General features: G+C 56.3%; 9 protein-coding genes and 5 pseudogenes. 10 read left to right on the forward strand and 4 right to left on the reverse strand.

Going from position 1 to position 20,916, the window contains the following annotated elements:
- Positions 1-451: 451 nt before the first annotated feature.
- Together V6M90_RS29690 and V6M90_RS29695 are read left to right on the forward strand one after the other, a co-directional pair.
- A complete protein-coding gene (locus V6M90_RS29690) occupies positions 452-805 on the forward strand; it encodes a hypothetical protein (RefSeq protein WP_332847636.1) in 354 nt (117 codons plus the stop codon).
- A gap of 54 nt (positions 806-859) precedes the next feature.
- Positions 860-1,759: a LysR family transcriptional regulator gene (locus tag V6M90_RS29695; protein WP_332847637.1), complete on the forward strand. Its 900-nt coding sequence runs from the start codon at positions 860-862 to the stop codon at positions 1,757-1,759.
- A 165-nt stretch (positions 1,760-1,924) separates the two neighbouring features.
- Here the strand turns inward: V6M90_RS29695 and V6M90_RS29700 are convergent, their stop codons facing one another.
- Positions 1,925-2,128, reverse strand: coding sequence for a hypothetical protein (locus V6M90_RS29700; protein WP_332847638.1), 204 nt, complete (start codon positions 2,126-2,128; stop codon positions 1,925-1,927).
- 1,294 nt (positions 2,129-3,422) lie between these two features.
- Entirely contained in the window at positions 3,423-4,337 is a 915-nt protein-coding gene (locus tag V6M90_RS29705; protein ID WP_332847639.1) for a LysR substrate-binding domain-containing protein, read from the reverse strand.
- Between the two features lie 648 nt (positions 4,338-4,985).
- On the opposite strand from V6M90_RS29705, the pseudogene V6M90_RS30325 reads away from it, so the two are divergent.
- Positions 4,986-5,321: pseudogene (locus V6M90_RS30325) on the forward strand (LysR family transcriptional regulator); the annotation flags it as partial.
- Positions 5,248-5,829 carry a type 2 periplasmic-binding domain-containing protein gene (locus tag V6M90_RS29710; protein ID WP_332847640.1) on the forward strand — a complete coding sequence of 194 codons (582 nt, stop codon included), beginning with the start codon at positions 5,248-5,250 and terminating at the stop codon, positions 5,827-5,829. The pseudogene V6M90_RS30325 and the gene V6M90_RS29710, both read left to right, overlap by 74 nt.
- A 421-nt stretch (positions 5,830-6,250) precedes the next feature.
- On the opposite strand, the pseudogene V6M90_RS29715 reads toward V6M90_RS29710, so the two are convergent.
- Positions 6,251-7,196, reverse strand: a pseudogene (locus V6M90_RS29715) (IS5 family transposase).
- A 597-nt stretch (positions 7,197-7,793) separates the two neighbouring features.
- On the opposite strand from V6M90_RS29715, the pseudogene V6M90_RS29720 reads away from it, so the two are divergent.
- The 6 genes and pseudogenes from V6M90_RS29720 to V6M90_RS29745 all read left to right on the forward strand — a co-directional run bounded on the left by V6M90_RS29720 (position 7,794) and on the right by V6M90_RS29745 (position 20,392).
- A pseudogene (locus tag V6M90_RS29720) lies at positions 7,794-9,179 on the forward strand (IS4 family transposase).
- A 764-nt stretch (positions 9,180-9,943) separates the two neighbouring features.
- Positions 9,944-10,963: pseudogene (locus V6M90_RS29725) on the forward strand (IS630 family transposase).
- A 691-nt stretch (positions 10,964-11,654) separates the two neighbouring features.
- Positions 11,655-12,782 carry an efflux RND transporter periplasmic adaptor subunit gene (locus V6M90_RS29730; protein ID WP_332847641.1) on the forward strand — a complete coding sequence of 376 codons (1,128 nt, stop codon included), beginning with the start codon at positions 11,655-11,657 and terminating at the stop codon, positions 12,780-12,782.
- A 13-nt stretch (positions 12,783-12,795) separates the two neighbouring features.
- Positions 12,796-15,858 (forward strand): efflux RND transporter permease subunit, encoded by a 3,063-nt coding sequence (locus V6M90_RS29735; RefSeq protein ID WP_332847642.1) that lies wholly within the window; start codon positions 12,796-12,798, stop codon positions 15,856-15,858.
- Between the two features lie 5 nt (positions 15,859-15,863).
- Positions 15,864-18,989: an efflux RND transporter permease subunit gene (locus V6M90_RS29740; RefSeq protein ID WP_408637348.1), complete on the forward strand. Its 3,126-nt coding sequence runs from the start codon at positions 15,864-15,866 to the stop codon at positions 18,987-18,989.
- A complete protein-coding gene (locus tag V6M90_RS29745; protein WP_332847644.1) occupies positions 18,986-20,392 on the forward strand; it encodes an efflux transporter outer membrane subunit in 1,407 nt (468 codons plus the stop codon). Before V6M90_RS29740 ends, V6M90_RS29745 begins: the two co-directional genes overlap by 4 nt.
- A 389-nt stretch (positions 20,393-20,781) precedes the next feature.
- On the opposite strand, the pseudogene V6M90_RS29750 reads toward V6M90_RS29745, so the two are convergent.
- Positions 20,782-20,916 (reverse strand): annotated as a pseudogene (locus V6M90_RS29750) (transposase); the annotation flags it as partial.

Here is a 20,916-nt window from a genome sequence, read left to right on the forward strand (position 1 = left end):
TTGACCGATTTTGAACGGCTGTCGTTTTTTGAAAACGCCGATGGCTTAGTCGTCGAAAAATAGGCGGCTACTTCAGATCCTCCCTAGAGGACTTTCTATTAGATTTGAATGGCGTGGAAATCTTCATGGCTTCACGTAGTGTTCAAAAAGTTGCTGCAGCCTGGTATGACGGAGAATTCATTGGCGTTGTCTGTCTTGACGCTGAATGAACTCGCATTAGTAACCCCATCCGTCAAAGTTTGTGGCTAGAATATACGCCAGTTCGGTGTTCGGCTTTAGAGTGAGAATCTGTGGAGAAAAAATAAACGGTTTAGGTTCGTCTCTAGAGTAGGCTCGTTGTTGGTGGTAACCCTATTGATTGAACTGGGCTTACACTTTTTTCCGATGTCCACAACGACAAGTTGCCTTCTACTTGAGAGCCGGTTGCAGTGGTACCGGTGGTTTACAAAACGTGCGGGTCTACCTTGATGTCCTCAGCACCGTTACTCCTACGCGCAGTATCACAGCGGTCAGTCAGGTGAACGGCATTCTTCGCAGCGTGGATTTCAAGGAAGGCCACCACATCTCTGTCGCCCAGCTCCTGATCGGCGGTGAAGTCGGTTACCTGTTGGAATTGGGCGTCGGCGTTTCTGCCTTTTGGATGTCATGGCCCGTAAATACGGACAACGTGACCTGCGTCAGACAATTGCTTGGCGAAGGCTCAACCAAGGTTGAACCCATGTTGCCGGTACCCACTACTGTGATTTTCATATCGACCTCTTGTGTGTTGGTGTGCGTTTCGATGGGCCCAGTTTATAAGTTGTGATCTTGGGATAAATAAGGCCATATATTATAGATCGTTCTACTAAATGAGACATTTATGGATAGAGCATTTGAGATGCAGGTGTTCTGCACGGTGGTCGACAAAGGTACTTTTGTAGGCGCGGCCGACGCCCTCGAAATATCCAAGACGTCCATTTCGCGGTATGTGAGCGCCCTTGAGGAACGCCTGGGTGCGCGGCTGCTGCATCGCACCACGCGCAAGCTCTCGCTGACCGAAGAGGGTCGGCAGTTCTACCATCAGGCACGGGAGGTTCTGGCTCTGATGGATCAGGCAGAGGAGGCCGTATCGTCTGTAGCGCCGGAACCCAGCGGTGTATTGCGGTTGAATGCGCCGGTCAGTTTCGGCGTTCTGCAACTTGCGCCGCTGTGGGGGGCATTCATGAGCGCCCACCCAAACGTCGAGTTGGATATCAGCCTGAATGACCGTTTGGTGGACATGGTGGACGAGGGCTTTGACGCTGCGATACGCATTTCGTGCATGGAGAATTCATCCTTGGTGGGGCGGCGGCTGGCGGGCACGCGTATGTGCCTGTGTGCTTCCCCCGATTATCTGGCGAGACATCCCCCGCTGCGCACACCGACTGACCTGGCTGAGCATGGCGTCATTGCCTATACAAACTTTGCGACGGACAATGAATGGCCGTTCGACGGGCCCGATGGTCGCGTCAGCGTGCGCACTCGTTCGAGCGTGCGCTGCAACAATGGCGATACGTGCCGCAGTATTGCCATTGCGGGTGGCGGCATTACCCTGCAGCCAAGCTTTATGGTCGGTGAGGATTTACGCAGCGGAGCCCTAGTGGAAATTCTGCCTGAATACCGCTCCATCGAGTTGGGCATCTACGTGGATTATCCCCCGCGCAAACACCTAGCGAACAAGGTTCGGGCGCTGATCAGCTTTCTTACTGAACGTTTCGCCCATCCCGAGTGGGAGCGCTAAAGGGTTTAAGCTGCACGCATCAGGAGCGCTGCAAAAACTGTGCAGGTCAGCGGCGAGTTTCTGCGGATTCTTGAATATCAGAAAGGGGTCACCCTGTTCGACCTTGCCGTACGCAAACAGTACCGAGTGATGGACCACTGAGTTCATTCACTTCTGACTGTCCAATCAGTCACCGTATTCCTCGGTAAATATCGCGGTCGGCACGTCGATCTTGGTTTGGAGGACATCTCGCCAGTCGTTGGTGACGTGATCAAAAAGCACCAACCCGGTAAACTCAATGTCGTCGTTTATGGCTGCGCCTAGACCAAGCTGATTGTATTGTGGAAGTAGGGTGAGTGTTGAGTCAAGTGCCATTGTGCGCTCGAGCACGTGAGTTCCTGAAGTCAATTAATTGGTTGGTGTCATGTTCTCGCAGAAGTCGATCTTGCGTTCCGGTGAGAAGGTGAACGCACGGGCATCGAGTCGCTGTTATTCTGTCCAATCGGCGTGACAATAGACCGAAGGTGCCTGGTCTATGATGCTCAAGGTGCGAACACCCTGAGTTCCGAACAGATCAATGTTGGACCATATCACCGAGGCGCCCATCGACCATCCACAATAGTGCGCGTCGGGCACACCCACATGCTCGGCAAACTCTTTTACGTCCACGGTATAACGGGAAATGCGGTTGCCCGACACGGTTTTTTCGGAAAGCCCTGGTTGCGAACATCCAGCACGTAGACGTGATAGTGATTGCTGAGGACCTGCATGAGGTAGAAATACATCGGCCTGTTGGCCAACCAGCCCGGAATGAAAAACAATGGCTCCCCAGCACCTGTTTCCCAGTACGCCAAATTTAAACGGTCACTGATGCTGAAGCTGCTGATTTTAAGGTCGGGAAAGTCCGAGGCGCAAATGGCTGGCCAATGATTTCGTTGGGAAAGTAAAAGTCTTCGCCGACCATGGCCGGGAGCGATCGATCAGGGGGTACTTCATGTTCCAATCCTGTTTCGATTCAAATAACGTTCGAGCGGCGTTTCAAGCGCCACCTGTCAGTTGGACACACCGGATATAATCAACTCGCTGCCAAGCGACGATAGAGCCTGGACAGCACGAGGATAAATATCAAGTGGCTTCATTGGGGGATGGGCTTGATTTGGCTCGGCAACCGGTGCTTTGGTATTCTCGCCATCCATTGGCTTGAGGAACTCAACCCCCACCATGAGTTGATATTTCTACATAAGGCCGCGGCCAGCACCTTGCTCTTTCTGATTGTGCTGCAGATCTCTTGGCGTTCGATTAAGCGCCCACTCGCCTGCCGGCCAGCATTAGCCAGCTGATTAAGCGCGGTGTGGTGTTGGAGCACCTGCTTTGTATACGCTGGCCTTGATAGCGCTGCCTGTGTCTGGCTTGTATTGGAGTTCAGTGGCGGACAAAGCCATTTTGGTCGCTGGTCTGTTTGTTTTGCCGCCGTGAGTCGCCCCCAATCCTGACTTCTATGATGTGGCCAAACTGACCCATAGATGTCTCGCGTGGTTCTGCGATACGCTGGTTGGTGGGAATGTGCTGGTAGCGCTCAAGCATCACTTTGTCGACAAAAATGAGATCCTCAAGGGCATGCTGCCCGTATCGAAGCGTTAAATCGCCAGTGATTGAGGGCGGAAAAGGTTAGTCGCGCCAGGTATCAGGCGCTGCTCCTGTCGCTCATGTACTGCTCCAGCTTCTTGCGTAGCCATCGCTCGGAGGGGTCCGTGTCCATCACGCTCAGCCAGACCATTGAAAGCTCCAGTTCCGGTGTATTGAAGGGCAGAGGCTCTCCGTGGAGCATTCCTGACTGGCTCAGCGCACCGCTCAAATAGTCGGGCAGATTACACAGCAGATTGGTGCCGACCATGATCGCCGGCAGTGTTGTGTATTGGGGAACGGAAAGCACGGCGCGGCGTTTTTGGCCCACTGCTGCGAGCCACTCATCGGCAAAGCTGGAGATATTGGCTACGTGCGACACCACAACGTGCGGACGAGCGCAATATTCCTCCAGTGTCAGCGGTGTGTCCGGCGCGTCCGCGCGCACGAACATGGGCTTCATGGTCCGCAACAGTTTTCGCTTGGCGTTGGCCGGCAACTCTTTTGTCAGGCAGACGCCGACAGTTATGTCACCGGCTATCAGCAGTTCAGAAATATTCCAGTAGTTAGCCTGCTTGATGACGATCACCACATTGGGCGCTTCCACACGAAGTGCTGCCAGAAAGCTGGGCAGCAGGCCGTACTCAACGTCATCGGATAGCCCAATTCGGAACGTTATATTGCTGCTGGCGGGGTCGAAGTCCCGGGTCAGGCTCAACGCCGTCGACATCGAGTCAAGGGCTGGAGAAAGGTGAACAATAATTTCATTGGCGCGTGCGGTGGGCTCCATACGATGGCCGACGCGGATGAATAACGGATCATTGAAAAGTGCCCGCAGGCGATTCAATGCGGAGCTAATCGCGGGCTGCCCGAGAAATAGCTTTTCGGCCGCCCGCGTCACGTTCCGCTCAAGCATGAGGGTTTCAAACACCACCATCAGGTTCATATCGGCCTTGCGCAGTTCATTTCGATTCATTGGTAATGCATCCTTCTTCCGTCATCCTGCCTTTCTGGATGAAAAGCCAGTAGCCAGTCTATGGACGCTGACCGCGCGTAGTCCAGCGGTTCGATGTGAGGAACTGCAGTATCTTGAAGCTCACCAGGGCTGTGCGACGACGTCAGGAGATAGATGGAGATTGCGCAGCTCAATTCGTTTTACTGGGACCTTAGATAGTCGGCCGTATTTCTGTACCTACGTATTCACAGAGGTACAGGTCTTGGCTTCGGACGCTGCCTGTGAGGCAAGCAGGGTAAAGAAAACCCGGTGTGACAGGTAATGTTTTGGTGAGTAGCAAGTATCGCAATGGTGAATAGTGCGAGCTTTTAATCGGACACTTAAATGTACGGCGCTCATACAAAAAACAAAAGTATTTTCATGTGGCTGAAAGTGTTCGATAGCGGTTATCGAAAGTCTCATAAATGTACTGATAGCGACTCCGGTAAAGTGTACACCAGTTCCTTCTTTCTCGTGTCTCGTCTCGTTTTATCTGTTTCCTCCAAGTCATGGCGTTGTGACTTTCTCCCTACGTTGTTTTTCCCATCGCACTCGGATGCTATTATTTTTAATTTGGTCATTTAAGCAGTGATCGTGAACTTGTTTGACCATGTGTGAACGTTCGTATCTGTTGCCAAGCTGAGTAGCTGCAGCGCCGCAGCGACGGCGTTGAATATCAGGCTTCCGAGAGTTTCAAAAAGCATTGCTCGGCTGGAGTACTATCCGAATGCCGCTTTACTGAACAGGGCTGCGCAACAGATTCAACTTCTTCAGGTGGGGCAAGATTTCTTCCAGCGTTGTACCCACATGATTTTTAATGTTGACGTGGCGCTAAGCGCTGTCGCTGACAGCAATGTACTTCCAGAGGGACATATAAGGGGGCATGCGACGAATGAAATCGGAAAGAGTTATTTATTACCCGTCATCGCTGACTACCGGCGTCAACCCCCCCTTTGTCACGATTGATCTCGTGGTCAAGGACAGAGTGCCGGATCTGTACTCAGAAAATTTTGATGTGGCGATTTCATTATCACCACCTAAGGAAGATTGCTTTATTTCAAGGAATATAGATGCGATGTACAGTACAGCATGTTATGTGCATCTGACTCGCAAGGGCACGCCACATGTCCCCGCGGATCTCATTAAGCATGAGTGCCTGACCCCCGGCGAAATGCCAATGGAGCTTACCGACACTTGGGCGTTTGAAGGGCCGTATGGTGCCGTACAATGTGTACATCCTTTCAGTTCAGCTGGGGCGACGCCATTGTCGAAGCCGTTTGCTCAGGCTTGGGCATATGTCCCAGACGACACAAATGGTTGGCGACGTTTGATCAATGTTCTTCCGGCCTATCGACTGGCATCTCAGGGTATCCATGCTTTTTATCCTGAGCACCTGAGCGAAAATGTGTGTGTTCGAAGTTGGATTGGACATTTAAGTAGCTTTTCGCCCAAGCTTTTGGCGACTAGCGTGTAGTACATTAACGATCATCCCATTACGCGTAGCAGGGGAAAAACAACGTGAAAACAGGGCAGCGACATCTTTAACTTATATAGCCGTTATCGATATTCATAATTAGCTATCTCAGCCGTCACTGCCAGTATTGCTGCGCTTTTGTTGGCAGACACTGCAGACTTGTGCGTACTCAACGACGCCTTGTCTGGGCACTAGTCTGCCGTCTCACAAACAAAGTTCCTCATTCCTGTGAGACCATTACCTCACGGGCTCGCTGTACCTTGTTCAAAATTTCTTCCCCCTTAGGGACCCACCGAACAACTTGCCGCAGCCGTGCGGCAAGTTGAAAATCTCGCTGAGTTCGGCGTCATTGACCGCGAGATACCTCGTACGTGCGGCCTTTGCGAGCGTGTCAGCCCATTTCTCCGTGTTACATGCGTAATTAGCCCATACTCATCAGCTTTTTTCGAGCCATCCACAAGTTGGACAAGGCAAACAGCGTGGTCAATTGAGCTGTGTTTTTCATCAGTCCACAAAGCACACTTTCACATAACCGAACTGACGTTTGATCACCCGAAATGGGTGTTCGACCTTGGCCAGTGTCTGGACTTTGAGGTGCTCAATTTTGTGCTTGGCTTTGTATAGCACGCTGCGCTTGCTCCGATTGGAATAGGTGATGCGTCGCGAGGAGCACTTCACGGTTTTCATGCTCGTCGCGCTTCTCGACACCGGTGTAGCCAGCATCGGCATAGACCGCGTTTTCCCTGTCGTGCAGCAGTTCGGCTACCTGAGTGACATCGGCTACATTTTCCGCGGTGCCGTGAACGTGGTGAACCAGCCTCGACTCAACGTCGGCACCAATATGGACCTTTATTGCGAAGAAATATTGATCGCTTTTCTTCGTCTGATGCATCTCTGGATCGTGTTTACCGTCCTCGTTTTTAGTCGAACCGTGCGCGTGGATAATCGTCGCATCGACGAGAGTGTCCGGGCGCAGCGAGAGGCCTTTCTCCTGCAAATAACCGTTGAAGACGGCCAGGATCGCCGGCGCCAACTTATGTTTCTCCAGCAGGTGCCGTAAGCTCATGATCGTGGTGTCTTCAAAGATCGGCGCGCACAGGGTCAAGTCCGCAAACTGGCGCATGGGCGTGATTTCATACAGAGCTTCTCCCATGGCAGGATCGCTCAGCGAGAACCAGTTTTGCAGCAAGTGAATGTGCAGCCTGGTTTCCAGCGGATACGGTTTGCGGCCACCGCCAGCCTTCGGATAATACGGATCGATCAAAGCCAGTAAACTGCTCCAAGGTACGATCTGATCAATCTCGGCGAGGAACCGTTCGCGGCGTGTTGCCCGCGTATTCGAAATCGGAAAAGCTCATCTGGCTCATGAAGCACTCCGGTCAGGTGGTGAGGCTGTATTTCAGCATACTCAGAGACTTGTTCGGAGTTTCCCTAGCCGGTAGACGCAGCAACTACCTGAGAAACGCGGCTCCTCGTAGCCCGTCGGTCGGACAAAAAAAATTAGCTAAAGAAAAAAATAATTATCCGAAATAATAACTGTGGATGTATTTTAAACGGCAAGAGCATATCCCAAATGATGAGTGCGAAATTTGAACAGATTGTTTTGATGTTATATTATAGCTTGGTACGATCCTATTTGGCCATTAAAAAACGACTGCAGATGCCAGCCTTTAAAAAAGATTATAAATGATTGGTTGTGAAATTAAGTTTCGTTAAGAACTTATCATGCGTATTCAGCTTTTTGGTTGTTTTTTAGTATATAAATACATAAGAAACAAAAAACTATCTTCTCCTGATTTCAAGCTATCCTAGAATGGAAATTGTATAGGTGTAAATATGTCAAACACGAATGGCACTTACTTAACAGGTAACCCTCTGATCCTGCTGAAAAAATTGAAAAAGGCTGGCCTTGGTCTACGGTGATAGTTGCGAACACACACCAATAGAACAAGGACACAGCCCGCGTGAATCGTAGACGTCAAATTGTCAATCATCAACAGCAGCGCTTTCATCAGCACGCCAAAAACAGCAATGCTCCAGCATTCTTCAAGTTGCTCGCCGACCCAGAGCTGCTACAGCGAGTCGAGCCCGTGATGCCCAAGCATCGTCAACGGTTGTTCACACCCACTGAGACCCTGTTGATGTTTCTGGCCCAGGCCATGAACGCCGACCGTTCTTGCCAGAATGCCGTGAATGACTTCTCGATCAAACGTTGCTGCGATGGATTGAAGCCCAACAGCGTGCACACCGGCGCTTATTGCAAAGCACGGGCGCGGTTGCCGGTAGAAATGGTTTCAACGTTGTTGCGCTCCACGGGATCATCAATGAGTCACAACGTGCCACCATCATGGCGCTGGATGGGGCGCCCAGTGCGTCTAGTGGATGGCACCACGGTGACCATGCCGGACACCACGGCCAACCAAAATGCCTATCCGCAGTCTTGTGGCCAGAAAGTCGGGTTGGGTTTCCCCATCTGCCGTTTGGTGAGGATCATTTGCCTAGCCAGCGGTGCCGTTTTAGATGCCTCGCTGGGGCGCTTTCGAGGCAAGGGTGGCGATGAGCAGACACTGCTCAGAACGATGCTCGACACGGTTAATCGAGGCGACGTTGTGTTGGGCGACGCCTACTACGCGACGTAATTTTTGCTGTGTGAACTGCATCATCGTGGAATCGACGGTGTGTTCGAACAATACGGTGCCAGGCGGCGCAGTACGGACTTTCAACTAGGGTAATCACTGGGATCGGAAGATCATTTGGTGGCGTTGAAAAAGCCCAGGCAACGGCCTTCCTGGATGAGCCAAACTTATTACGACGATGTACCTGAAACACTGACAGTACGTGAACTGAAAACCAGCGGAAAAATCCTGGTAACCACCTTGAAGTGCCCACAACAAGCATCCAAGGCAGCGCTAAAATCACTGTACAAAGACCGCTGGCATGTTGAGCTGGACTTGCGCAATCTCAAGACAACGTTGGGGCTTGAAACGCTGAGCTGCAAGACGCCTGACATGGCCGTCAAAGAGTTATGGGTGTATCTGCTGGCGCACAATTTGATTCGGATGGTAATGGCCCAATCAGCGCTATTAGCTGATTGTTTGCCGCGACAGCTGAGCTTCAAACATAGCCTTCAATTATGCCTTGCGATGTGCCAGTACGGTGCCGATGCACGAGGCGATGGGGCCCCGGATTTGCTCAAATTGATCGCCAGGAAATGTGTGGGAAACCGGACTGGGCGCATTGAGCCTCGTGCCATAAAGCGAAGGCCCACGCCTTACCCGATGCTGATGCAGAAGCGTTCGGCGGGCAGGGCCGACGTCAGGAAAAATGGACACCCGAAGAAGGTTAAGTAAGTGCCATTCGTGCCGGGATGTTTTTTGACTTTGAGCAACAATTGCGTTATTTCGTGTTATTTAGAAAAATTTAATATGCAATATAACTATGCGATAAAATAGTTTTACCTTTTGTGGTAACCGTTCCCATACCTTGAATTAGGGTTGAAGCCAAGGCGTCGGGCCGACGAAGCCGAGAATCTCATACTTTACTTAAACGTGATTGCAGTGTCTGAGCAAGAAGTCTTAAGTCGGTGTGATTACGGCTGCGTGGAAAAATTACGACAAAAAATTTTGGGCCTTGCTGCGCGGTAAGTGTCGGGAGATATAAGAAGGGATTTCGGCTATTGTGTCAGGTTTTGAGGTGTTGGCACTACCAAGGTTTATGCGTGTTCTGAGATTAAGAAAAACCGCTGTGCAGGGTTGATGAGGTGCTCAAGCGAATGTCACGAGTTCAGTACGGTCGGTTCGAGGGGTGCCTTGAGGTCATTGTGCCTCGACACTCACTACTTCACGTTATTGCGCAACTGTGCGTTGAGGAAAAGGAGCGCTAGAAGCGGTATCGGCGTCATACCAGAGACTGCTGAGTTGATAAGAGTTGATGCTCCTTTAGTTCCTGGCTTTGCAAAATCAGGAAATCTAGAATTATGATATTGTTAATGAGAAGTGAAGCTTTCAATGGCGAAAATTTCCCCGTTGATCTGAGGCTGGTGCACCGTTCGCGAAATATTCTCTCTGATTTTTCACTAAACTTCAGGTGTCATTCCTCCCTTGTAGAGTTTCAGGTGAGTGCGCTGGACATTACGCTTAGCTCCGAAGAAAAAGCCGAACTGAACCGGGCCACCATTCCTTAACCCGAAAGCCGCAGAGCATGCATTGTCCTACGGGCAGCATAGGATGAAACACGATAACAGATTGCACGACTGACCGGGTTTCTCTCCCCGCAGTCACCAGTTGGTGCTAACGTTTTCAGTTGCTTCGACTCAACGGATTGACTTATAAACTAGGTGGTGGACGCAAGTCACCTCTGCCTGCGGATACTCCGCCGCGTCTTTGAGCAAGTCACGCCCCCCCCCATTGGAGAGCCAAACTTGAGCTGTCTGTATCTCTTCGACTACTGTGCATAAGTTGTGGGCTGCCAATGACTTAAAGCCTCACCTAACTCACACCTTCAACTCTCAAACGACCCGCAGTTCGAACAGAAATTCTGGGATGTTATCGGCCTTTACCTAGCCCTGCCGGACAAGGCATTGGTACTGGCCTGCGATGAAAAAAGTCAGGTTCAGGTCTTGGAGCGCACGCATCCCGCATTGCCTCTGGGCATAGGCCACATCCAGATACACGCGCCACGGCACGGTTACATTATTCGCAGCGCTGGATTATATACAGGGCAAACTGATCAGCAGCATCGAGCGTCAACACCGTCATCAAGTGTGGTTGGCCTTCCTCAAAAAGATCAACAAGCAGACACTCAAGCAACTCCACCTTCATCTGATCGTCGATAACTATGCGACGCACAAGCACGCCGCCGTAAAGCCTGGCTGGCAAAGCACCCACGTTTCCATATGCTCTTCACACCGACGCCCAGTTCTTGGATGAACATGGGCGAACGATTTTTTCGAGACATCATGGTGTATCTACGAGATGGTAGTTTTGCCTCAGTACGCGAGCTGGAGGGCTCGATTACAACGTTCATGATACTATGAAATTCTCAGCCGGCCCGGTACGTTTGGAACGCAAGGGGAGAGGAGATTTTGAGCAAAATCCAACGGACTCGTGAGGCCCTTGAGACCGTGCAAGTATAGTAGGTTATTTCGCGAACGGAACACTGGGTCATGCAAAGTTGCGCGCTTTGGTGCTTATACTTCCATCGGACCGTTTATTAGCCAGGTACCGTTGGATAACGGTGTACTTGATTGCTGTCTTGCTGTTCGTCTTCGGTGCTGCGGGTTTCCTGGGCAATCGCTGTGTGCGCTCTTTATTGATCGCTACTTGAGCGCTTTCATTCTGATAGCGTTGATTGCGATGGCATTGGCCTTGATGACCTTGGGCATTTACGGTCCTCTTCTGGGTATCGAGCCGGTGGTTATCTAGTTGGTGATCTGGGGTGTCGCCATTTCCGCTTTGTTTACTGGTCGGCAGACCTGGGGCTTGAGCATTGCCAGTGATCACATAGTACCGGCCGCGGCAATTCATACAGCTGTACGGAATGGCGCGATAATCTTCTGAGTGAGGAGATGGCGAAGTCGATTATCAAGACCTCACACCGGACCTTGCTCAGATCATAGCTACCTTGCGGAGACTTTCTATTGGATTTGAGTATCGTTGAAATTTCATGGTCACATAGTGCTCAGGAACGGTGCGGCAGTTTGGTATATGGAGCATTTAATGTTGTTGCCTGTCTTGACGCTGAATGGACTCGCAGTAGTACACGCAGACGTCAAGGTTGTGGCTAGAATGTAAGTCAGTTCTGTATTCGGCTTTCGAGTGATATCGGTGGAAAAAAAACGGCGTATGTTCGCCTGGGCACTTGGCACGTTGTTGTTACTGGTAGCGTTGTTGATTGCCCTGGGTTTGCACTTCTTTGCAGGCGGGCACAAAGGCCGGCCACCCGCTCCCGGCGAACCGGTGGCCGTGGTGCCGGTGGTGTTGCGGGACGTGCCGGTGTATCTCGACGCCCTCGGCACCGTCACCCCTACCCGCAGTGTGACCGTGGTTACCCAGGTGGATGGCATCCTCAGCAGCGTGGAGTTCAAGGAAGGCCAGCACGTCACCAAGGGCCAGGTGATTGCGCGCATCGATGACCGTGCCCTCAAGGCTCAACTGGCCGTGGCCAAGGGCACCCTGGCCCATGACCAGGCGGTGTTGAGCAATGCCCAGCGCGATCTGGCGCGCTACCGCGAGCTGGTCAAGGCTGGCTCCACCAGCCAGCAAACTGTCGATACCCAAGCCTCATTGGTCCAGCAACAGCTGGGCACCGTGGCCGCCGACCAAGGCAATGTGCAGAACCTTGAAGTGCAGGTCGGCTACTGCACCATTACCTCGCCGGTCGACGGCGTGGTGGGCTTGCGCTTGGTAGACCCCGGCAACTACGTCACGACCGCCAGCACCACCGGCATCGTGGTGATTACCCAGATGAACCCGGCCACCGTGGTGTTCGCGGTGCCGGAGGATGACCTGGGTGCAATCAACCAGGCCCTGGGCCGTGGCGCCGTGACGGTGCTGGCTTACGACCGCAACAAAAAGGCCCTGCTGGCCACCGGCAGCCTGTTGGCCCTAGATAACCAGGTAGACACCTCCACCGGCACCATCAAGGTCAAGGCGCAGTTCGATGATTCGGGCAATGCGCTGTTCCCCAACCAGTTCGTCAATGCGCGCCTGAAAGCCGACACCCTGGCCCAGGTCGCCGTGGTGCCCACCCGGGCGATCCAGCATGGCAGCAAGGGGGATTTCGTGTTCGTGATGAATGGCGACAAGGCCAGCCTGCGCAACATCAAGACTGGCCCTGCCATGGGCGATGTGTCTGCGGTGCTCGAAAATGGGGTCAAGCCGGGCGAGCAGGTGATCACCGAAGGCGCCGACAAACTGGATGACGGTTCGGCGGTGAAGGTCGTCGCCCAGTGAGGAGCTGCCGAACATGAACATTTCACGGCTCTTTATCGAACGTCCCGTCGCCACCACCTTGATGATGGTGGCGGTGCTGTTGCTGGGGATGCTGGGGTATCACTTGCTGTCGGTGTCGGCCTTGCCCGAAGTCGACTACCCGACCATCCAGGTCTTCACCCAATACCCCGGCGCCAGCCCGGACGTGGTCAGTTCGTCCATCACCGCGCCGCTTGAGCGCCAACTCGGCGAGATGCCGGGGCTTAAATCCATGAACTCCACCAGCTCCGACGGCGCGTCGGTGGTGACCCTGCAATTCGACCTGTCGTTGTCCCTGGACGTCGCCGAGCAGGAAGTACAGGCCGCGATCAACGCCGCCGGCACCTTTCTGCCGGCCAACCTGCCGTACCCGCCGGTGTACAGCAAGGTCAACCCGGCGGATGCGCCGGTGCTGACTCTGTCCCTGACCTCCGATGTGCTGCCGCTGACCAAGGTTGAGGACCTGGCCGACACGCGCCTGGCGCAGAAGATCTCGCAGATCACCGGCGTGGGCCTGGTGACCATCAGCGGCGGCCAGCGCCCGGCGGTGCGGGTCGAGGCAAACACCTCGGCGCTCAATAGCCTGGGCCTGTCCATCGACGACCTGCGCACCTCCCTCGGCACGGCCAACGTCAACCAGGCCAAGGGCAATATCGACGGCAAGTTCCAGGCGTATTCCATCGGCGCCAATGACCAGATGCAATCGGCCGAGGAATACCGCGACCTGGTGATCGCCTATAAAAACGGCGCACCGATTCGCCTGTCGCAGATCGCCACTTCCACCCAGGGCCCGGAGAACCCGCGCCAGGTCGCGTGGACCAACAGCACGCCGTCGATTGTGCTGAATATCCAGCGCCAGCCCGGCGCCAACGTGATTGAAGTGGTCGACCGCATGCAGCAATTGCTGCCCAAGTTGCGGGCCAGTTTGCCGGGCACCCTCAAGGTCGATGTGCTCACCGACCGCACCCAAACCATCCGCGCCTCGGTCACCGATGTGCAGTACGAACTGGCCATGGCCATCGGGCTGGTGGTGATCGTGATTTTCGCGTTCCTGCGCAACGTGCCGGCCACGATCATTCCCGCCGTGACCATTCCGCTGACGCTGGTGGGTACCCTGGCGGTGGCCTATGTCCTGGGCTTTTCACTGAACAACCTGACGCTGATGGCGCTGACGATCGCCATCGGATTTGTGGTGGATGACGCCATCGTGATGATCGAAAACATCACGCGCTACATCGAGGTGGGGGACTCGCCGCTGGAGGCGGCGCTCAAGGGTTCGGAGCAGATTGGCTTCACGATTATTTCGCTGTCCATCGCGCTGATCGCGGTGATGATCCCGCTGCTGTTCATGGGCGATGTGGTCGGGCGACTGTTCCGCGAATTCGCCATGACCGTGGCCGTGACCATCGTGATCTCGGCGTTCATCTCCCTGACCTTTACGCCGATGATGTGCGCGCGGATGCTCAAGAACAAGCACGAGGAACGTCGTGCGGATTTCTTCGACCGCATCAACACCCACTACGTATGTGGCCTCGACTGGGTGCTGGCCCACCGCACCCTGACGCTGTTCTCGGTGGTGCTCACCGCCGCCCTGACCCTGGTGACCCTGGTGATCATGCCCAAGGGCTTTTTCCCGGACCAGGACACCGGCCTGATTCAGGGTATTTCCCAGGCCGCGCCCACCGTATCCTTCCAGCAGATGCAGACCGAACAGCAGCGCCTGGCCGCGCGGATCCTCAAGGACCCGGCGGTGCAAAGCCTGTCGTCGTTCGTTGGCATCGACCAGACCAACTCGACCATCAACCAGGGCAACCTGCTGATCAACCTCAAGCCGCGCGGCGACCGTGACAGTGCCACCGAGGTGATCCGCCGGCTCTCCGATGCCAACGCCGACGACGCCGGCATCCGCCTGTACCTGCACTCGGTACAGGACCTGACCCTCGACGCCACGGTATCCACCACCAGCTACCGCCTGGGCGTGCAAGCCACCGACCCGGACGAGTTGGAACACTGGACCAACAAGCTGCTGGCGGCGATCAAGCAAGACCCGATGTTCACCGATGTGCAAAGCCAGGCGATGCAGTTCGGCAACCAGATCCAGCTGACGTTCGACCGCGCCACGGCCTCGCGGCTGGGCATCACGCCCCAGGCAATCGATGATGTGCTGTACGACGCATTCGGCCAGCGCCAGGTCTCGACCATCTACACACAGCTCAACCAGTACCACGTGGTGATCGCCACCGACCATCCGCCGCGCAACTTGCCTGACCTGCTCACGGGGTTGTACGTGGACATCCCGGGTGGCGGCGTCGCTCCGTTGTCGAGCATGGCGACCCTGCAGGTGGTGCGGGCGCCCGTGACCATCAACCGGCTGGGCCAGTTTCCCTATGCCGACGTGTCGTTCAACCTCGCCCCCGGCCAGACCCTTGGCGCGGCGGTCACGCGGCTCAAGGACATCGAGGCCAAGGTCGGTTTGCCGCTGTCGGTGCAGGCCAACCTCGAAGGTGCGGCGGCGACGTTCGAGCAGTCGCTGTCCAATCAGGTGTTCCTGGTGGTGGCGGCGATTGTGGTGGTGTACCTGATGCTGGGGATTCTGTACGAGAGCTTCGTGCACCCGGTGACGATCCTTTCGACGCTGCTCTCGGCGGCGCTCGGGGCCTTGCTGGCGCTGCTGGTGACCGGCACGCAGTTCGACATTATCGGTTTGATTGGCATTGTGTTGCTGATCGGCATCGTGATGAAAAACGGCATCATGATGGTCGACTTTGCCCTGGAGTTATTACGCGAGGGCGGCTTGAGCCCGACGGCTGCTATCCGCCAGGCGGCGGAGTTGCGGTTCCGGCCTATCCTGATGACCAGCATGGCCTCGCTGTTCGGTGCGGTACCGCTGGCGCTGGGGACGGGGATTGGCTCGGAGCTGCGGTATCCGCTGGGCATCGCGATTATCGGCGGGTTGTTGCTCAGCCAACTGTTGACCCTGTTTTCCACGCCGGTGATCTTCCTTGCCATGCACGGCCTGGGGCAACGCTTCAGCCGCCGTCCGGCTGAAGCAGTCTGATGGCGATGAACCTCAGCGCGCCGTTTGTTCGCCGCCCGATTGCAACAACCTTGATAGCGGCCGGCCTCGCGCTGTTTGGCGCGCTGGCCTTCATGCTGCTGCCGGTGGCGCCGCTGCCGGAGGTGGATTTCCCCACCATCAGCGTCAGCGCCTCGTTGCCGGGAGCCGATCCCACTACTGTTGCCAGTTCGGTGGCCACGCCCCTGGAGCGCCAGTTCGGGCAGATCGCCGGGGTCACGCAGATGACCTCGTCCAGCAGCCTTGGCTCGGCGCGGATCATCCTGCAGTTCGACCTGAACCGCGACATCGACGGCGCCGCCCGGGACGTGCAGGCCGGGATCAACGCCGCCCGCAGCAACCTGCCCAGTGACCTGTCGGGCAACCCGACGTACCGCAAGGTCAACCCGGCCGACTCGCCGATCCTGATTATCAGCCTGACCTCCGACAGCGCCACGCCGGGGCAGATGTATGACGTGGCTTCGACCCTGCTGGAGCAGAAGTTGTTGCAGACCAACGGCGTCGGTGACGTGACGGTGGGCGGCGGCGCGCCGCCGGCGGTGCGGGTGGAATTGAACCCCGACCGGCTCAACCAGTACGGCGTCAGCCTGGAGCAGGTGCGCCAGGTGATCAACGCCTCCAACGTCAACCTGCCCAAGGGCAACGTGGCCATCGGCGACCGTAACTACGGGATTGCGGCGAACGACCAGTTGCTCGATGAAAAGGACTACGGGCCGCTGGTGGTCAAGGCGCACAACGGCGACCTGATCCATATCTCCGACCTGGGCTACGTGCGTGAAGACGTGCAGGATCTGCGCAACTTCGGCCTGTCCAACGGCAAGCCGGCGGTGCTGCTGGTGGTGTTCAAGCAGCCGGGGGCCAACGTGATCGAAACGGTGGACGCGGTGAAAGCCTCGCTGCCGTTTTTGCAAAGCTCGATTCCGGCGACGATCAAGCTCAACCTGCTGATGGACCGCACCACCACCATTCGCGCCTCGTTGCATGACGTCGAGATCACGTTGCTGGTGTCGATCCTGCTGGTGACCCTGGTGACATTCGGTTTCTTCCGCGACTGGCGCAGCACCCTGGTGCCGGCGATTGTGGTGCCGCTGTCGCTGCTCGGCACCTTCGGCGCGATGTATTTCCTCGGCTACAGCCTGAACAACCTGTCGCTGATGGCGCTGACCATTTCCACCGGCTTTGTGGTGGACGATGCGATCGTGGTGGTGGAAAACATCATGCGTCACCTGGAGCGCGGCAAGACCCGGGTGGAAGCGGCGCTGGAAGGCGCCTGTGAAGTCGGCTTCACGGTGCTGACCATCAGCGTGTCCCTGGTGGCGGTGTTCATTCCGCTGCTGCTGATGGGCGGGATTGTGGGGCGGCTGTTCCGCGAATTCTCGGTGTCGCTGTCGGTGGCCATCGTGATCTCGATGCTGATCTCCCTGACCGTCACACCGATGCTCGCCAGCGTGCTGCTGCGCGCGCCGAAAGAGATTCATGCAGGCAACGAATACCCGGATTCGCGTTTTCACCGCTTCTACGATCGCACCCTGGGTTGGGTGATCGACCATACGGTGCTAATGGGCTTTGTCACGGTGCTGGTGATCGTCCTTGCCGGCGTGCTGTATGTGCTGGTGCCCAAGGGCTTCTTTCCCCAGGAAGACACCGGGCGCTTGCAGGGCAGCATTCAGGCCAACCAGAGCATTTCCTACGGGGCGATGCAGAAGGACTTCACCGAGATCAACCGCAAGGTGATGAAGAACCCCAATATCGAAACCGTCGCCGGGTTTGTCGGCGGCGGCGGAGGTGGCGGCGGGGCAGTCAACAGTGCGCAGATGTTTGTATTGCTCAAGCCCTTGGGCGAGCGCAAGGACAACGCCACCGAGATCATCGGGCAAATCCGCCGCAGCCTCGGCGACCTGCCGGGCACCAAGCTGTATTTGCAGTCGGCCCAGGACATCACCGTGGGTGGCCGGCAAAGCGGCGCACAGTACCAATACACCCTGACCGCCGATGACCAGGAATCCCTGGATGAATGGGTGCCCAAGGTGGTGGCGGTGCTGCGCAAATTGCCGCAACTCACCGACCTGAATACCGACCAGCAGGACAACAGCCTGCTGGCCAATGTGCAGATCAACCGCGACACGGCGGCGCGCCTCGGGGTGACTCTCTCGGCGGTGGACCAGGCGCTGTACGACGCCTTTGGCCAGCGCCAGGTCGCCACCCTGTACCGCGCGGCGAACCAGTACCACGTGGTGATGGAAATCGCCCCGGAATACTGGACCGACCCTTCGGCGCTCAAGGGGATTTATGTGCCGACGGGCACCCAGGCCACGACCACCAAAGGCACCACGGCAGCGCCCAATCTGACCACCGAACAGACCCTGGTGCCGCTGTCGGCCCTGGCGGATAACACGGTGGCGCGCACAGCGATTTCCATCAGCCACCAGGGCACGTTCCCGGCGGTGACGGTCTCGTTCAACCTGGCCCCCGGCACGTCCATCGGCCAGGCGACGGCGCTGGTGGACGATGCAGTGAAGCAGCTGCGCATGCCGGTCAGTGTGGTGGGCCAGTTTGCCGGTACGGCCCAGGTGTTCCAGTCCTCGGTGGGCAGCGAGCCGTTGCTGATCGTTGCCGCGTTGCTCTCGGTGTATATCGTGCTGGGCATCCTCTACGAAAACCTGATGCACCCGCTGACCATTCTCTCGACCTTGCCCTCGGCCGGTGTCGGTGCGTTGATCGCCTTGTTGCTGACCGGCACCGAGCTGTCGATCATCGCGCTGGTGGGGGTGATTCTGTTGATTGGCATCGTGAAGAAGAACGCGATCATGATGATCGACTTCGCGATCACCGAGCGGCGGGAGTTTGGCCTCACGGCCAAGGAAGCGATTCGCCGGGCGTGCCTGATCCGCTTCCGGCCGATCATCATGACCACCCTTGCGGCGATTCTTGGCGCGCTGCCGCTGGTGCTGGGCACCGGCTACGGTTCGGAGCTGCGCCGGCCGTTGGGGATTTCGATTATTGGTGGCCTGCTGTTCAGCCAGGTGCTGACGCTGTACACCACCCCGGTGATCTACCTGTGGCTCGACCGGGCGTCACAGCGCCTGGGTCGGCGTAAGGAAGCAAGGTTATGAACGTGAAACACAGCGTGCTTTGCATCAGCCTGCTGCTCGGTGGCTGCATGGTCGGGCCCGATTACCAGAAGCCCGCCATGGAGCTGCCGCAGGCCTTCAAGGAAGGCGCGCAGTGGCAGCGCGCGGCGGCCAACCCCCAAGGGGCGATGGACAGTCAGTGGTGGCTGGCTTATCAGGATCCGGTACTGAACGATTTGGTGGCGCGCTCGGCCAAGGCCAACCAGTCGATCATCGCGGCGGAGGCGGCTTATCGTCTGGCCCAGGCGCAGGTGGCGTCCAGTCGGGCCGGGTTGTGGCCCACCGTCGGCGTAGGGTTGTCGGGTTCGCGGGGAACGGCGGGCAGCGGCAGCGGTACGTCGACTACCGGCACCACGACGGGCGGCGTCGCGAACAGCGTCAGCGCAACCTTGACCGCCAGTTGGGAGCCGGACCTGTGGGGCCTGGTGCGGCGCGGGATAGAGTCCAGCCAGGCCACGGCCCAGCAATCCGACGCATTGCTGGCCGGGGTGCGGCTGTCCATCAGCTCCAGCGTGGCGAGTAACTACCTCGCGCTGCGGCAGATGGATATCGACGTGCGCCTGCTGCAACAGCAACAGAAGATTAACCAGCAATTGCTGGACATGATCCAGGTGCAGTTCACCCAGGGCGTCGCCACCAACGACAAGTTGCTGGTGGCCCAGGACCAGCTTACCACCTCGATTGCCGACCTGCAGACCTCCCTGCGCGACCGCGAGCAATACGAACACGCACTGGCGGTGCTGGTGGGCGTGGCGCCGAGCGAGTTTGCCGTGGCGGCTCGGGATGACTACACCTTCGTGCTGCCGCGCCCGCCGCTGACCTTGCCGTCAACCTTGCTGCAACGGCGTCCCGACGTGGCGGCGGCGGAGCGCTCGGCAGCGGCCGCCAACGCGAAAATCGGCGTGGCCGAAGCCGCGTTCTTCCCGACCCTGGACCTCACCGCCGAGGCCGGTTATCGCGGCAGTGCCCTGGGTGGGGTGTTCTCCTTGCCCAATCGCACCTGGACGTTAGGCCCGGCGCTGGCGCAAACCCTGTTTGATGGCGGCGCCCGTGAAGCGGCGGTCAAGCAGGCAGAGGCCAGCTATGACCAGATCGCCGCGACCTACCGCGGTACCGTGCTCAGTGCCTTGCAGAACGTTGAAGACAACCTCTCGGCGATTAACCACCTGCAAACCCAGGCCGATGCCTTCCAGCAGGTGTACCAGCGCAATCAGCAACTGTTCAGCAGCCAGCAAGCGCAGCTGCGCGCCGGCACCGTCAGCCGGGAGGCCGTGTTGACCCAGCAACTGGTGTTGCTGCAGGCCGAGCAGAACCTTCGCGACACCCAGGGTCAGCTCAGCCAGGGCAGTGTGATGTTGATCCAGAGCATTGGTGGTGAGTGGTGACTTGTAAGATCTGTTCTTTGATCAATTATTTACTGCTGTCGTCGTTCATATGTTGGATATTATGTGGTCAGGCAAAATAGTCTCTACTTGGCCAATATGTCTTATTCGACGCTAAGTTTGGTTGAGTGACCTCTGTCAGCGTTAAGTCAGAAGAGAATCGATCACCAAGCACGCTGTGAAACACCCGGATTCCTTGGGATGCTCTGAAATAGCCGGATATTTTCCGGCTATCGAGTCCTCAGCACTTTTCAAAAATGACGTATGTCTAAATTTGCTCAATCCCCTTGGTTTTTCAGCTCTTTCGGCCGCTGCTAAGCCCCTTGCAGTAACCATGTCCTGCGTTACATGCGCACCTCTACTGTGTTTGCCAACAAATATAGGCGAGCCATCTACAGGTTTGACGAGGCTAACAACGTCACCATCTATGCGGTGTTCTTGGGCAAGCCCCGAAAGCGCACTTTTTCATAGCCAAACTGGCGCTTGATTACCCGAAACGGATGCTCGACCTTGGCGCGAACCTGGGC

Source organism: Pseudomonas lactucae (assembly GCF_036688725.1).
Taxonomy (GTDB): Bacteria; Pseudomonadota; Gammaproteobacteria; order Pseudomonadales; family Pseudomonadaceae; genus Aquipseudomonas; species Aquipseudomonas lactucae.

Coding starts and splice junctions, on each gene's coding strand:
- V6M90_RS29745 (WP_332847644.1), top strand. CDS start 18,986: ATGAACGTGAAACACAGCGTGCTTTGCATCAGCCTGCTGCTCGGTGGC.
- V6M90_RS29695 (WP_332847637.1), top strand. CDS start 860: ATGGATAGAGCATTTGAGATGCAGGTGTTCTGCACGGTGGTCGACAAA.
- V6M90_RS29735 (WP_332847642.1), top strand. CDS start 12,796: ATGAACATTTCACGGCTCTTTATCGAACGTCCCGTCGCCACCACCTTG.
- V6M90_RS29705 (WP_332847639.1), bottom strand. CDS start 4,337: ATGAATCGAAATGAACTGCGCAAGGCCGATATGAACCTGATGGTGGTG.
- V6M90_RS29710 (WP_332847640.1), top strand. CDS start 5,248: ATGAAATCGGAAAGAGTTATTTATTACCCGTCATCGCTGACTACCGGC.
- V6M90_RS29740 (WP_408637348.1), top strand. CDS start 15,864: ATGAACCTCAGCGCGCCGTTTGTTCGCCGCCCGATTGCAACAACCTTG.